The organism is Stappia indica, from assembly GCF_001696535.1.
Lineage (GTDB): Bacteria > Pseudomonadota > Alphaproteobacteria > Rhizobiales > Stappiaceae > Stappia > Stappia indica.
In genome coordinates this window covers 434,048-447,966 of record NZ_MBQE01000003.1, presented here as the reverse complement: position 1 = coordinate 447,966, position 13,919 = coordinate 434,048, and the positions used below count along the sequence as shown (strand labels likewise).

14 protein-coding genes are annotated in these 13,919 nt (G+C 66.2%); 11 read left to right on the top strand and 3 right to left on the bottom strand.

Features of this window, described 5'->3' with window-relative positions:
• Window positions 1-58: 58 nt before the first annotated feature.
• Window positions 59-1,177 (bottom strand): extracellular solute-binding protein, encoded by a 1,119-nt coding sequence (locus tag BBX35_RS13400; protein ID WP_067220896.1) that lies wholly within the window; start codon window positions 1,175-1,177, stop codon window positions 59-61.
• Between the two features lie 338 nt (window positions 1,178-1,515).
• Between BBX35_RS13400 and BBX35_RS13395 the strand changes: the two genes are divergently transcribed.
• From BBX35_RS13395 to BBX35_RS24000, 11 genes are all read left to right on the top strand, one after another.
• Window positions 1,516-2,436: an MBL fold metallo-hydrolase gene (locus BBX35_RS13395; protein WP_067220895.1), complete on the top strand. Its 921-nt coding sequence runs from the start codon at window positions 1,516-1,518 to the stop codon at window positions 2,434-2,436.
• A 119-nt stretch (window positions 2,437-2,555) separates the two neighbouring features.
• Window positions 2,556-3,263, top strand: a complete 708-nt coding sequence (locus BBX35_RS13390) for an HAD family hydrolase (RefSeq protein WP_067220892.1) — start codon at window positions 2,556-2,558, stop codon at window positions 3,261-3,263.
• 2 nt (window positions 3,264-3,265) lie between these two features.
• Complete coding sequence (locus BBX35_RS13385) at window positions 3,266-3,982, top strand: HAD family hydrolase (protein WP_067220888.1); 717 nt, start codon at window positions 3,266-3,268, stop codon at window positions 3,980-3,982.
• Between the two features lie 110 nt (window positions 3,983-4,092).
• Complete coding sequence (locus tag BBX35_RS13380) at window positions 4,093-5,721, top strand: long-chain-fatty-acid--CoA ligase (RefSeq protein WP_067220886.1); 1,629 nt, start codon at window positions 4,093-4,095, stop codon at window positions 5,719-5,721.
• Window positions 5,722-5,812: 91 nt separating this feature from the next.
• A complete protein-coding gene (locus BBX35_RS13375) occupies window positions 5,813-6,784 on the top strand; it encodes a DUF1499 domain-containing protein (RefSeq protein ID WP_067220884.1) in 972 nt (323 codons plus the stop codon).
• Between the two features lie 242 nt (window positions 6,785-7,026).
• Entirely contained in the window at window positions 7,027-7,173 is a 147-nt protein-coding gene (locus BBX35_RS23675) for a hypothetical protein (RefSeq protein WP_171900784.1), read from the top strand.
• A 133-nt stretch (window positions 7,174-7,306) separates the two neighbouring features.
• Window positions 7,307-8,281 carry a magnesium transporter CorA family protein gene (locus BBX35_RS13370; protein ID WP_067220882.1) on the top strand — a complete coding sequence of 325 codons (975 nt, stop codon included), beginning with the start codon at window positions 7,307-7,309 and terminating at the stop codon, window positions 8,279-8,281.
• Between the two features lie 61 nt (window positions 8,282-8,342).
• Window positions 8,343-9,344, top strand: a complete 1,002-nt coding sequence (locus BBX35_RS13365) for a class I SAM-dependent methyltransferase (RefSeq protein ID WP_083206280.1) — start codon at window positions 8,343-8,345, stop codon at window positions 9,342-9,344.
• 302 nt (window positions 9,345-9,646) lie between these two features.
• Window positions 9,647-10,024, top strand: a complete 378-nt coding sequence (locus BBX35_RS13360) for an RT0821/Lpp0805 family surface protein (RefSeq protein ID WP_067221583.1) — start codon at window positions 9,647-9,649, stop codon at window positions 10,022-10,024.
• 162 nt (window positions 10,025-10,186) lie between these two features.
• Window positions 10,187-11,188, top strand: coding sequence for a DnaJ C-terminal domain-containing protein (locus BBX35_RS13355; protein WP_067220879.1), 1,002 nt, complete (start codon window positions 10,187-10,189; stop codon window positions 11,186-11,188).
• Between the two features lie 7 nt (window positions 11,189-11,195).
• Window positions 11,196-11,327: a hypothetical protein gene (locus BBX35_RS24000; RefSeq protein WP_279626363.1), complete on the top strand. Its 132-nt coding sequence runs from the start codon at window positions 11,196-11,198 to the stop codon at window positions 11,325-11,327.
• A gap of 18 nt (window positions 11,328-11,345) precedes the next feature.
• Here BBX35_RS24000 and BBX35_RS13350 read toward each other — a convergent pair whose 3' ends face one another.
• On the bottom strand, window positions 11,346-12,089 hold the full coding sequence (locus BBX35_RS13350; protein ID WP_067220876.1) for a crotonase/enoyl-CoA hydratase family protein: 744 nt from the start codon (window positions 12,087-12,089) through the stop codon (window positions 11,346-11,348).
• A 21-nt stretch (window positions 12,090-12,110) separates the two neighbouring features.
• Window positions 12,111-13,880, bottom strand: coding sequence for an acyl-CoA dehydrogenase family protein (locus tag BBX35_RS13345; protein ID WP_067220873.1), 1,770 nt, complete (start codon window positions 13,878-13,880; stop codon window positions 12,111-12,113).
• Window positions 13,881-13,919 lie beyond the last annotated feature (39 nt).

The following is a 13,919-nucleotide window of genomic DNA, read 5'->3' as shown; positions in this document are numbered from 1 at the left end:
GACCGGAAACAAAAAGCGGATCGCAGCACAAGGCCGCGATCCGCGAGATTCAAACGCCTCAGGCGTTGGTGATCTTGTCCACATACTCCTCACGCAGCGTGGCAAACCACGGCGTGTCGGCCTGCCACCACCACAGGTTGGCGAGGTTCTCGGCATTGTAGACGTCGGCGAACTGGGCCTTGTAGTTGTCGCCCGCATACTCGGCCGCGCCGGAAACGGCCGAGTTGTAACCGGTGTTGCCGGCCAGCAGGCCAGCCATCTTCGGATCCAGCATGGCGTTGAGGAAGGCGTAGGCCTGTTCCAGGTTTTCCGAGCCCGACGGAATGCCCATGGAGTCCATCCAGGTGATGCCGCCTTCCTTGGGCATGCGGTACTTCCACTTGGCGTCTTCGCGGTTCAGCAGGAGACCGGTGGTGTCCCAGGTCTGGCCGATGGTCGCGCCGGCCTGCTTGAACGCGTTGGTCGCCTCGGTGGCGTTGTTCCAGAACGCGGCGATGTTGGCCTTGCGGTCGATGATGAACTTGGCGCAGGCGTCCCACACGCGGCGGGCGTCTTCCTCGGTCTTGTAGACGTCGAGCATGCGGTTCGACTTCACCTCGCCGGTGGCGTCGAGATAGAGGCCGACACCCATGATCACCGACTTCTGGCGGAAGGCGGCCTTGCCGGCAGCTTCCGGCGACCACATCGTGCCGTAGGAGACGTCGTCGGCGTTGAACTGGCTGCTGTCGAGGGTGATCGCCTCGGTGCCCCAGTTGAACGGCAGCAGCATGCGCTTGCCGCGATAGGTGCCGCCGAGCTGGACGCTGTCGCGCAGCATGGAGGGAATCAGGTTGTCGAGGGCGAGCTTGCTCTCGTCGACCGGCTGCAGCAGGCCGTCCGGATAGTAGTTGTTGCCGTTGGTGATCGACGGGAAGATCACGTCGAAGCCCTTGCCGCCGGCGGCGCGCAGCTTCTGCTCGGCCTCGTCGTTGGAGCCGTAGGTCGACAGGTTCACCTTGATGCCGGTGTCGCCCTCGAACTTGTCGATCATGTTCTGCTGGATATAGTCGCCCCAGGCGAAGACGTTGACTTGGCCGGACGAGGCCAGCGCGTCGCCGGCCTTCAGGATGGCCGGGGCGGCAAGCAGGGTCGAGGCAGCTGCGGAGCCCTTGAGCACCGAACGGCGGGAAATGGACATGTCGGACCTCTCCGTTTCATTGGTCTTGCGAGCGGCGACGGAATGGCGGGTCTCCTCCCCGCATCGCTCGCTCGGCCATAGGTCAGTTTGACAACGTTAGTGTGACACGGAAGGGTGGGACATCAGCCGGCGCGACCGGAGCAGGACAGCTCCCCGCGCGGCCAATATCCAGCAACACCGCCCCTCGCATGCAGAACTGACGTTATGGGTGGAGAAATGATCTTTCAACCGAAAGATTAGCCGGCTGCGAAGCAATCGACGAGCACCCCGCGCACTTGCCAGGCACGACTTTTTCCCCATGGGCAAAAGCGAAAACGAGAAACGGATCCCCAAAAGCTATGGTTTCCCTGCGACATGATCGGGACTTCGACCCGCGCCACGGCGAGGTCGTCGAGATTTCAGCGGCGGTACGCCGCCTCACCGCCCCCAATCGCGGCCCCTTCACCTGGCATGGCACGAACAGCTACCTGATCGGGCGCGACGAGGTGGCGGTGCTCGACCCCGGACCGGCCGATCCCGATCATGTGCGGGCGCTCATTGCAGCGGCCGGCGAAAGCCGCATCTCGGCGATCCTGGTGTCCCATACCCATGTGGATCATTCGCCGGGCGCAAGGCTGATGAAGGAAATGACCGGCGCGCCGCTGGTCGGCTGCGGTCCGCACCGGGCAGCGCGCGCGCTGCTGCCGGGCGAGACCAATCCGCTTGATACAAGCGCAGATACCGACTACTCACCGGACCGCGAGCTGCGTGGCGGCGACAGCATCACCACCGACGGACTGACCCTGACGGCGGTGGAAACGCCCGGCCATACAGCCAACCACCTCGCCTTCGCACTGGACGAGGGCCGCGTGCTCTTTTCCGCCGACCATGTCATGGCGTGGTCGACATCGATCGTTGCGCCGCCGGACGGCTCGATGAGCGCCTACATGGCCTCGCTAGCGCGGCTCTCGGAGCGCGACGACGCCAGCTACCTGCCCGGTCATGGCGGCGCGGTCGCCGATCCTGCCAACTATGTGGCCGGGCTCGCCGCACACCGGCAAGCGCGGGAGAAGGCGATCCTCGACCGGCTTACCGCAGGGGACCGGACGATCCCGGAAATGGTCGCCACGATCTATGCCGATGTCGACCGCTCGCTGCACAGCGCGGCTGCCCTTTCGGTACTGGCGCAGGTCGAATGGCTGATCGAACGCGGGCTGGTCGGCATCGCACCTGGCGGAAGCCCGACGCTGACGCTGGCAAGCCGGCTGGAACTGCCCTGACCGGCGGCCCGAACTCCTCGCCACGCTCCATCGCCTTTGACGGGCGGCGGGGAACATGGCATGTGACGGCGGAACGCGGGTCATGGCCCGTCCGACATCTCCCACCGAACGAGACCTGAATGCGCATCAAGGCCGTATTGTTCGACCGCGACGGAACGCTGACCGACTTCGACAGCACCTGGGGCCCCGCCATCGCGCTGGTGCTGAAGGATCTGGCGCGCGGCGACGAAACGCTTCTGGCGACGCTGCAGGAGCTCGCCATGTTCGACGTCGCGGCCGCGCGGTTCACCGGCCCGTCGATCCTCAAGGTGCAGTCGCCCAAGGACTATTCGGCCGGCTGGGCGGAGGTGATCGGCGAACCGGATCCGCAGGCGATGCTCGAGCGCATCGAGACGATCCTGCTGGAGCATTGCGACCGCACCGTTACGCCGTTCGACAGCGTGGTGGATACGCTGACCGCGCTGAACGGCCACGGCATGCCGCTCGGCATCGCCACCAACGGCACCGAGGCGTCCGCGCGCAAGCAGATGCAGGCGCTCGGTCTCGGCGAGGCCTTCACCTTCCTGGCCGGCTACGACAGCGGCCATGGCTCGAAGCCCGAGCCCGGCCAGCTTCTCGCCTTCGCCCGCCATCTGGGCCTGGAGCCGGGCGAGATCGCCATGGTCGGCGACAGCCTGCACGACATGCATGCGGCGAAGGCCGCCGGCATGATGCGCATCGCCGTCACCACGGGTGCGATCCCGCGCGAGCGGCTCGTCGGCGAAGCGGATCTGGTGATCGAGCGCATGTCCGAGCTGCTGCCCGTGGCGCTCGGCAGGGCGGCCTGACCATGGCCGCCGTGCGCGCCGTGCTGTTCGACAAGGACGGCACGCTGATCGACTTCCAGGACACCTGGGCGCCGACGTTCCACACCTTGATGAGCGAGCTCGCCGCCGGCGACCGGCTGAAGGCCGAGCGGCTGGCAGCCGCCGCCGGATTCAACCTCGAGGCCGTGCGCTTCGAGGCGGACTCGGTGCTGATCGCCGGTTCCAACGACGATATCGCCGACGCCTTCGCCGAAATCCTCGGGCTGTCCGATCCCAAGGCGCTGGCCGAGGACATCAACGCCCGCATCGGCGCCATGAGCCTGCCGCACCTGTCGCCCTTCGACGATCTGGTGCCCGCGCTCGACCGGCTCGCCGGCCACGGGCTGGCGCTCGGCATCGCCACCAACGACGCGGAAGCCTCCGCCCTGGCGCAGCTCGACGCCCTCGGCCTGACGCAGCGCTTTGCCGCGGTGATCGGCTTCGACAGCGGCCACGGCGCGAAGCCGTCTCCCGGCATGGTGTCGGGCTTTTGTGCCGCCCTTGGCCTCGACCCGCAGGAAGTGGTGATGGTCGGCGACAGCCTCCACGACATGCATGCCGGCCAGGCGGCCGGCACCCGCACGTTGGCGGTCACGACCGGCACCGTCGGGGCAGAGGTGCTCGCCCCGCATGCCGACCATGTCGCCGGCTCCTTGAGCGACGCCATCGACTGGATCGAGACGCTGATCGTCCGAGACTGACGGCTGCAGCCGCTGGACAGGCACCCGGTCGCCGGTGCTATGCTTCTCCGCAAGAAAAGCCTCGTCACAAGAGGCACTTGCCGGAGAGGAAACAGATGTCAGAGCCGAGGATGAGCGGTCTGATGCAGGACTGGTCGCTGACCTGTACCCGCATTCTCGACCATGCTGCGCGCAACCACCCGGATCGCGAAATCGTCTCGCGATCGGTCGAAGGACCGATCCACCGCACCACCTACAAGACGCTGCGCACCCGCTCGCTGCAACTTGCCAAGCGGCTGCAGAGGGCCGGCATCCGAGAGGGCGACCGCGTGGCGACGCTCGCCTGGAACACCTGGCGCCACATGGAAGCCTGGTACGGGCTGATGGGCATCGGCGCCGTCTATCACACGGTCAATCCGCGGCTGTTTCCCGACCAGATCATCTGGATCATCAATCACGCCGAGGATCGCTTCCTGCTGGTCGACCTCACCTTCCTGCCGCTGGTGGAGAAGGTGCTGCCGCATCTGACCACCATCGAACAGGTGATCGTGCTCACCGACGAGGAGCATCTGCCCGCAACCGGCTTCGATGCCGTTCCCTACGAGGAGTGGCTGGCCGAAACGGACGCGGACTTTGCCTGGGCCGAGCTCGACGAGAATGCAGCGGCCGGGATGTGCTACACGTCCGGCACGACCGGCAACCCGAAAGGCGTCGTCTACTCGCACCGCTCCAACGTGCTGCATGCCCTGACCGCGGCGACGCCCGACATGCTGGGCCTGTCCTCCCGCGACCGCGTCATGCCGGTGGTGCCGCTGTTCCATGCGAACGGCTGGTCCCTCGCCTTCTCCGCGCCGATGGCCGGGGCCGCGCTGGTCATGCCTGGGCCTCGCATGGACGGCGAAGCTCTGTGGGAACTGCTCGATGCGGAAAAGGTGTCGCTGACCGCGGCCGTGCCGACGATCTGGCTGATGCTGCTCCAGCACCTGGAGGCGAGCGGACGCAAGCTGCCCTATCTGGAGCGGGTCGTGATCGGCGGATCCGCCTGCCCGCGAGCCATCACCAAGGCCTTCGAAGAGATCTACGACGTCCGCGTGCGCCACGCCTGGGGCATGACCGAGATGAGCCCGCTCGGCTCCGTCTGCGCCACCCGGCCGGAAGTCGCCGACCTTCAGGGCGAAGCCCTGCTCGACCTGCAGGAGAAGCAGGGATTTGCGCCCTTCGGCGTGGAGATGAAGATCACCGACGACGAGGGCAAGGAGCGGCCCTGGGACGGCAAGACCTTCGGCCGCCTGAAAGTGCGCGGCCCTGCGGTTGCACGGACCTATTTCAAGGAAGAGGACACGCCGATCCTTGATGAGGACGGCTTCTTCGACACCGGCGATGTCGCCCATATCGACCCCTATGGCTACATGCAGATCACCGACCGCGCGAAGGACGTGATCAAGTCCGGCGGCGAGTGGATCTCGACCATCGACCTGGAAAACCTCGCCCTGCTGCATCCGGACGTGGCCGAAGCCGCCGTCATCGGCGTGCCGCACCCGAAATGGGACGAACGGCCGCTGCTGGTGGTCGTTGCCAAGGAGGGGCGCACGCCCACCGAGGAGGCGATCCTGCAGGTGCTGGAAGGCCGGATCGCCAGTTGGTGGATGCCCAATGCCGTGGTTTTCGTCGACGAGATCCCGCACACCGCAACGGGCAAGATCAAGAAGACGGCCTTGCGCGAACAGTTTGCCGACTTCCGCTTCTCCAACACGGGCTGATCGACGCAAGGCGGTTCGCATTCGGCTCCGGCCGTGGTAAGCGGTTGGAACGAAACGCGGTCGACGTCACAGGAAAGTTTCCGCCCGCCGCATGCGCAAGATCCTGCCCCCTTTCCGGTCGCGGCTCGCGGCAGCAAGTCTCCAGTTCGGGCGGCTCGCCCTGCCCGTCCTGGTGATATCGGCGCTTGTGCACCGGGCCGATATCGTCACGACGCCGCAGTTCCTGGTCCTGCTGACGCTCGGCCTGTTGCTGGGGGCACTGGCCTGCGGCTCGGCGCTGGCCGCCGGCCTGGTGCTGTGGCAGCGCGGCGGCCACGGCTGGGCCAAGGCAGTGCGCGGCTTCGTCTACGGGCTGATCGCGCTCTCCCCGGCCTTCGTCGCGCTCTATGCTTTCGCGATCTATCCCCGGCTTGCCGATATCAGCACGGACACGGCAAACCCGCCGCAACTGGCCAGCGGGCGTCCGTTCACCAATGGCGAATCGCAGGCCGAGGCCTATCCCGATCTGGTGTCGCGCCGCTTCCGCATACCGCCGGCCGACCTGCATCAGGCCGCGCTTCAGGTCGCCATGCGCAGCCGCTGGACCGTGACGGCGGAACTTCCTCCCGGCATGCCGGACGAGCCGACCCGTTTCCAGGCGGTCGCAACCTCGCTGGTCTTCGCCTTTCGCGACGACATCGCCCTGCGCATCCTGCCCGATCCCGTCGGCGCCAAGCTCGATATCCGCTCCGCCTCGCGCTTCGGCGCGCATGACCTTGGCGCCAATGCCAACCGCATCCGCAGCTTCTTCGAGGATCTCGACGCGGTCCTGGTCGCCGCCTATGGCACGCTCGAGCCGGTGGAGGAGGACGAGGAGCTCCCCGGCGACCTTCCGCTGCTCGATCCGAACGCCCCGCAGCGCGAAAACAGTCCCCCGCCCCTGCCCGGTGCCAAGCCGGAATCGCAGGAACCGGGCGGCGCCGACACTGTCACCAGCGAAGAAACCGCGCCGCTGGAGCAATTGCCCGACGACCTGTCGGAAATTTATGAGGAAGACCGGCGGGATGCCCCGCCCGCCCGGTGACGGCTTTTCGATATCGTCAGCCTCTTGATTTCGCTTCTTCTTTGAGGAAAAGAAAAAGCCTTTCGCTCATCTTGGGCCCGGTTTCGCGGCAGCGAAAAATCGCGAAAGGTTACAGGGCGTTAGGAAGTGTGACTGGCATCACAGCCTTTTCTTGCCGCATCCTTAGTTTTGTCCAAATCACAGAGGATTTGTGCGCATCGCCGAGGGGATGTTCCCCGGCGCAACCAAAACCGGACCACGCCATGACTACCAAGTCCCCCCAAGCCGCCGCTCCCGCTCCGCGACCGAGCCTCGCTTCGCTCTACAAGCCGGTCGGCATCGGTGCCGTAACGGCCGCCAACATCTGCAAGACCGGCATGGTCAAGGCGACGGCCCCCAAGGCCAAGTGATCCCGGCAGCCGCCGGGTGGGACCAGGCAGAGGCGCCCATTGGGCGCCCCCTGACCCGAAGTGCGGCAAATCCGACACGAACGCGCTATAGGTTGCCGGGATCGGAAACGAAACTCTCCGGGAGCCTTGTCGCATGATCACCGCCTATACGCTCGACGCCGGCACCATCGTGGAGATCCGCTGCTCCAGCGAAATGCGGATCCCCGATCTGGCGCTTTGGGTCGACCTTTTCTCCCCCACTGCCGAGGAACGGACGCTGGCGGAGGCATGGATCGGCACGGAGATCCCGACGCGCGAGGAAATGGCCGCGATCGAGACCTCCGAACGCCTCTACGAACTCCAGTCCGCGCTGATCATGACGGCGGTCATGCCGCTCATCGCCCGCAATCCCGATCCGAAGTCCGCCGCCATGACCCTGGTGGCGACGAAGGATCGCCTCGTGTCCCTGCGTCACGGCGAACCGGCCTCGCTGGCAATCGCGGTGCGCCGCATCCAGCATGAAGGGATCCCGATCCGGTCCGCCTGCGACATCCTCTTCACCTTGCTTGATGCGATCGCCGACCGGGCCGCCGATGTCGTCGAGGAATGCTCGGCGGAGTTCGATGCGGTCTCCAGCCAGGTTTTCGGCGCCGGCCTCGATACCCGCAAGAGCACGCAATACAAGGCGACGATCCAGAAGATCGGCCATATCGGCCTCAAGGTCGCGCGCATGCACGACGCCTGCGCCAGTCTGGAACGGCTGTTCCTGTTCCTGTCGCTGCACGCCAAGACGCTGAGCCTCAACAGCCAGCAGAAAAGCGCTGCCAAGGCACTTGGCCGGGACATCCGCTCGATCCGCGAACATGCCGGCGGTCTCGACGCGCGGCTGAATTTCTTGCTCGATGCGACAGTCGGCCTGGTCAATCTGGAGCAGAACCAGATCATCAAGATCTTCTCGGTTCTGGCCGTGATCTTCCTGCCGCCGACGCTGATCGCCTCGATCTACGGCATGAATTTCGAGATCATGCCGGAATTGGCGTGGACCTACGGATATCCCTTCTCGATCGGCATCATGATCGCGTCCGTCGCCGTCACCTTCCTCTACTTCCGCTGGAAGAAGCTGCTTTGAGCGCCGCTATCCCTGCCCTAGTTTGCCTGCCGATGACCAAGCTGAAAGCCCAGACGATTCGATGACGAGCCTTGCCGAAAAGATCGCCGGCGCCCTGCGCCTCGGCAGACGCCGGGCCCCTGCGTCCCGTCGTCCGCAGACGACCGGCTCATGGTCGCGCGAGGCCGTCTTGCAGCGCGTGGCGCCCCTTTCGCTGCGCGACCGGTTCCTTCCCGAATTCGATCCCGACTACTACCGCGCGCTCTATCCCGATCTTGCCGAGCTCGACGACGAGGCGCTGCAGGACCACTATCGCAATGCCGGACGGGCCGAAGGGCGGGTCGCCTCGCCGCTCGCCTCGCGCGGTTATTTCGTCGATGCGCTGCAAGGCCGGGAGCGCTCGCTCGAGCTCGGCGCCTTTCACCGCCCGCTGATGCAGGGCGCCCACACCAAGCATTTCGATGTGCTGCCGCGGGCACAGCTGGTGGAGCGGGCAAAAGCCATCGGCGAGAAGCCGGACGGCATTCCCGAGATAGATTTCGTGTCGCCGTCGGGCGATCTCGCCGTCGTCGACGAGCAGTTCGACATGATCGTCTCCTCGCATGTCATCGAGCATCAGCCGAACCTCGTTGCGCATCTGGCCCATGTGGAGCGTATTCTCGACAAGGGCGGCGTCTACGCGATGATCGTGCCGGACTGCCGCTTCTGCTTCGACCACTTCATCCCCCCCTCCACCCTTGGGCAAGTGATCGAGGCGCACCGCCAGAACCCGAAAGTTCACACGCTGCGCAGCGTCATCGAGATGCGGGCGCTCACCACGCACAACGATGCAGCCCGCCACTGGAAGGGCGATCACGGCACGCTGGACAACACGGTCGCGCGGACCCGCAATGCGATCCGGGAGTGGGACCAAAGCAAGGGCAGCTATATCGACGTGCACGCCTGGCGCTTCACGCCCGAAAGTTTCACCCAGATCATCGCCACACTGAACGGGCTCGGCATGACCGGCCTCACGCCCTACCGGGTGTATCCAACCCCTTATCTGGTCAGCGAATTCTGCGCGGTGCTCGGCAAGGACGGCTGATCCTCTCCGTGCCGCGTCCCACAGGCGATCCACAAGCCGCTGCCGCGACAGCGGAAACCGGATCGCTATATGAGCCGGGTTACTCTTTGTTAATTGCTTTCTCCGATCCTGTTGCAAAGGGGCAACAGCCTCGCCCTGCGAGGCCGAGCAACCAGCGTCGGAACGGTATCGCCATGACAAACAACCGGATCACGACAGTCCTGAGCAGCCTCGACAGCACGGTCCGCGGCTGCCGCCGCGCGACTGCCTTTGCATTGCTGCTTCTTCTGCCTTTGACGGCTGCCGGTTGCAGCGGCGTGTCCATGCCGATCGGCAGCAACGATCTGGAATCGCCGCTGGACCTGACCGGCTCCATCGATTCCCAGCAGAATGCGGCCGATGTCGACATCAGCGCGCAGGACCGGGCGATCATTGCCCGCGCCATCGCCACGGCGCACGAAGCCGGCCAGGCCGAACCGCCCTTCTCGTGGAACAACCCGATCACCGGGAATTCCGGCACCATCGTCGCGGTGAAAGACGACACCCAGCCGGGCGGCACCGGCTGCACCCGCTTCGAAACGACGGCCAACACCATCGGCGGCGTACGCGCCTATCTCGGCACCGCGTGCCGCGATCTCATGCAGGAATGGGCGATCATCGACCTGTCGGTGAAAGCCGCCGAGACCGGAACCGCGAGCTGACCCTCGCCGGGCGGCCACCGGACGGACCGCCGCGAACCTTGCAAATTCCGACAGGGCGCGAAGCGCTCCGCCTCTGGATTTTATTCCTATCAACAACCATATGGTTCCCGAGCACAGCGCGGGTGTATACCCGTTGCAACACACACCATTGCGGTCTGAACCATGCGTGATCCCTATTCCGTTCTCGGCGTCGCGAAATCGGCGAGCGAGGCCGACATCAAGCGAGCCTTCCGGAAGCTCGCGAAAAAGTATCACCCGGACCAGAACGCCGACGATCCGAAGGCGAAGGAGCGCTTTGCCGAGGCCAACCAGGCCTATGAAATCCTTGGCGACAAGGAAAAGCGCGGCCAGTTCGACCGGGGCGAGATCGACGCCGAAGGCAAGCCGCGCTTCCAGGCGCACGGCTTCGGCGGCGGCGGCTTTGACGACTCCGACATCTTCCGCCAGTCGCGCGGCCAGTCCTCCGGCTTCGGCGGTTTCGGCCAAGGCGGTGGGTTCGACGATATCCTGAACGACATCCTCGGCGGCCTCGGCGGCCGCGCCAGAGGCGGCGCCGGCTTTGCCGGTGGCGGAGCAGGTGCGGGGCCCGGCGCTGGACCCGGCGCAGGTCCGCGAGCTCGCCCGACACGGCGCGGCGGCGACGCCAATGTCACCGCCAAGGTGACGCTCGAGCAGCTCGTCCACGACCGCAAGGCGCGGGTCACCCTGCCTTCCGGCAAGACGCTGGATGTGAAGCTGCCGGACGGCACAGCCGACGGCGAGAAGATCCGTCTGCGCGGACAGGGCGAGCCGGGCGAAAACGGCGGCCCTGCGGGCGACGCCATCGTCGAGGTGCGCATTGCCCGCCATCCGTTGTTCACCCCGGCCGGCGACGACCTGCGGCTCGACCTTCCGATCACGCTTTACGAGGCGGTACTGGGCGCCAAGGTGCGCGTGCCGACGCTGGACGGGGCGGTCAACCTGACCGTCGCGCCGAACGCGCAGGCCGGCAAGACAATGCGGCTGAAGGGCAAGGGCCTGCCGAACCGTACCGGCGGGCGCGGCGACCTTCTTGTGACGCTGCGGATCGTGCTGCCCGAGGAAGGTGATGAAGAGCTCGCCACACTGATGCGGGCCTGGAAGGAACTGCGCCCCTATCGCGCGCGCGGCCCCGAGTTCGACTGACGTCACGATGAGCGACGAGCCACGGCCCGCACGGCGCAACGCGCACAAGCGCGAGAACCCGGTGCTGCGGTGGCTCGCTTTCACACTCTGCGCCGGCGCCTTTCTCGGCGCCCTGCTCTGGAAAGTGATGGGCTGGTAGCCTTGGCTCCCCTTCCGGTCAGCGGCCCTTTCGCGACCGGTCCATGAACGCCGTGAAGGCGGCTTTCGCCTCACCGGAGGCAAGCCGTTCCGAAAAGAGGCGTATCTCCTCGTCCATCCGACTACGCAACTCCGTGCGGTCGCCCCAGAGCAAGCCGCGCGACATGCGCATGGCTTCCGCCGGCTTTGCCGCAATCGCGCTTGCCGCAGCAAGGGCGCGCGTCTCCAACTCGTCTTCCGGCACGATGTGATTGACGAAGCCTGCGGCCTGCGCCCGTGCCGCATCGAACGGCTCGCCGAGGCAGAGCAGTTCGAACGCGCGCGCATGCCCCATGGTGCGCGGCGCCAGCAAGCTGGCACCCGCCTCCGGCACGAGGCCGAGATCCAGGAACGGTGTTCGGAACAGCGAGCGCGGGCTGGCGAAGACCATGTCGCAGTGGAACAGCAGCGTCGTACCGATGCCGATGGCAAGGCCGTCGACCACCGCCACGATGGGCGTCTCGCAGCGGGCCAGTGCGTGCAGGAAGCGCACCACTGGCGTGCCCTGCATCCCTCCTTCTGCCATGGCGAGAAAATCGCCGATGTCGTTGCCGGCGGTGAAGGCCCCCGGCACGCCGCACAAGAGATGCGCACGCACGCCGCCCGCGGGCTGTTCCAGCGCCTCTGCAAGCGCCGCATACATCTCGCCGGTCAGCGCGTTCTTCTTGTCCGGCCGGTTCAGCCGGATGCGCTGGACGGCCCCGCTTGTCTCGATCTCGATCATCGCGCGATCTCCGCTCCCCGTTCAGACCAGGGGATCGTAGTCGAGAACGGCGGTGGCGGCCGAGACGACCTGCTCCTTGAGCGACGCGGTCTCGGCCAGACGGGCGGTCGCGAAATAGCGGGCCAGCAACAGCCTGCGCGCGGCATCGGGAGAGGCATCGCCGCGCCCGGCGAGCGCGCCCTTGAGAAGCATCGCGCCGCCATAGGCGATGCCGAACAGCCGCAGGAACGGCGTAGCGCCAGCCAGCGCCTCCTGCTGGCGGCCCTCGGCGAGCGCGGTGAGCATCCAGTCTGTCGCGTCCGACAGGCTCGCCAGCGCCCTGGCGAGACGGTCGCCGGCATCGGCAAATTCCGCACCGGCCTCGCTTGCGGCCTCGGCGACAGCGGACAACTCACCGATCAGACCACGAAACTGCTCGCCACCGGACAGCGGCAACTTGCGGGTCACCAGGTCGATGGCCTGGATGCCGTTGGTGCCTTCGTAGATCGGGGCGATGCGCGCGTCGCGATAGTGCTGGGCAGCCCCGGTTTCCTCGATGAACCCCATGCCGCCATGCACCTGCACACCGAGGGAGGCGACATCGACGCCGATATCGGTCGCGAAGGATTTCGCGAGCGGGGTCAGCGTCGCTGCACGCTCGCTCCAGTGAGTGCGCGCAGCCTCGTCGCCGGCCAGCCGTGCCATGTCGATGGCGTGGGCATTGGCATAGCAGATTGCGCGGGCGACCTGCGTCCAGGCCTGCATGTCGAGCAAGGTGCGGCGAATGTCGGGATGGGCGGCAATCGGGCTCATGCCCTCGCCGGTCTGGCCGGCCGCCCGTCCCTGCCGCCGATCCAGCGCATAGGCCAGCGCCTGCTGGGTGGCAAGTTCGGCAACACCGAGCCCCTGTATGCCGACGGCGAGCCGCGCGTTGTTCATCATCGTGAACATGCAGGCAAGACCCCGGTTCTCCTCGCCGATCAGCCAGCCGATGGCGCCGTCATTGTCGCCATAGATCATGGTGCAGGTCGGCGAGGCATGGATGCCCAGCTTGTGCTCGACACCGGCGCAGCGAACGTCGTTGCGCGCGCCCAGAGATCCGTCGGCATTGACCAGGAACTTCGGCACCAGGAACAGCGAGATGCCGCGCGTGCCCGCCGGCGCGTCCGGCAACCGAGCCAGAACCAGATGGACGATGTTGTCGGTGAAGTCGTGCTCGCCGTAGGTGATGAAGATCTTCTGACCGAAGATGCGGTAGGTGCCGTCGTCGGCGCGCTCGGCGCGCGCCCGCAGGGCATTGAGATCGGAGCCCGCCTGAGGCTCCGTCAGGTTCATGGTGCCCATCCACTCGCCGGAGATCAGCTTGGCGAGATAGGTTTCCTGAAGGTCCTTGCTTGCGTGCTTTTCCAGCGCCTCGACCGCGCCCATGGTCAGGGTCGGCCCGAGGGCAAAGGCCATCGAGGCGGAATTCCACATCTCCAGCGCCGCGGCATGCAGCATTGTCGGCAGGTCCTGACCGCCGAACTCGGGCGTGCCGGTCAAGGCGTTCCAGCCGCCGTCGATCCAGGACCTGTAGGTGTCGCGCCAACCGTCGGGCATCGTCACCGTGCCGTTCTCGAGCCGGGCGCCCTGCCGGTCACCGACCACATTCAACGGAGCGATCTCCTCGGCGGCGAAGCGGCCCGCCTCTTCCAGGATCGCATCCACCAGATCGTCGGTCACCTCGCCATGATGCTGATGGGCCAGGACCTCTCCCAGTCCCGCCACCTGCTTCAGCGTGAAGGCGATCTCCGATACGGGGGCACGGTACATGTCTCACTCCCTTGACAGGCCGGTGCTTGACGAAAGACG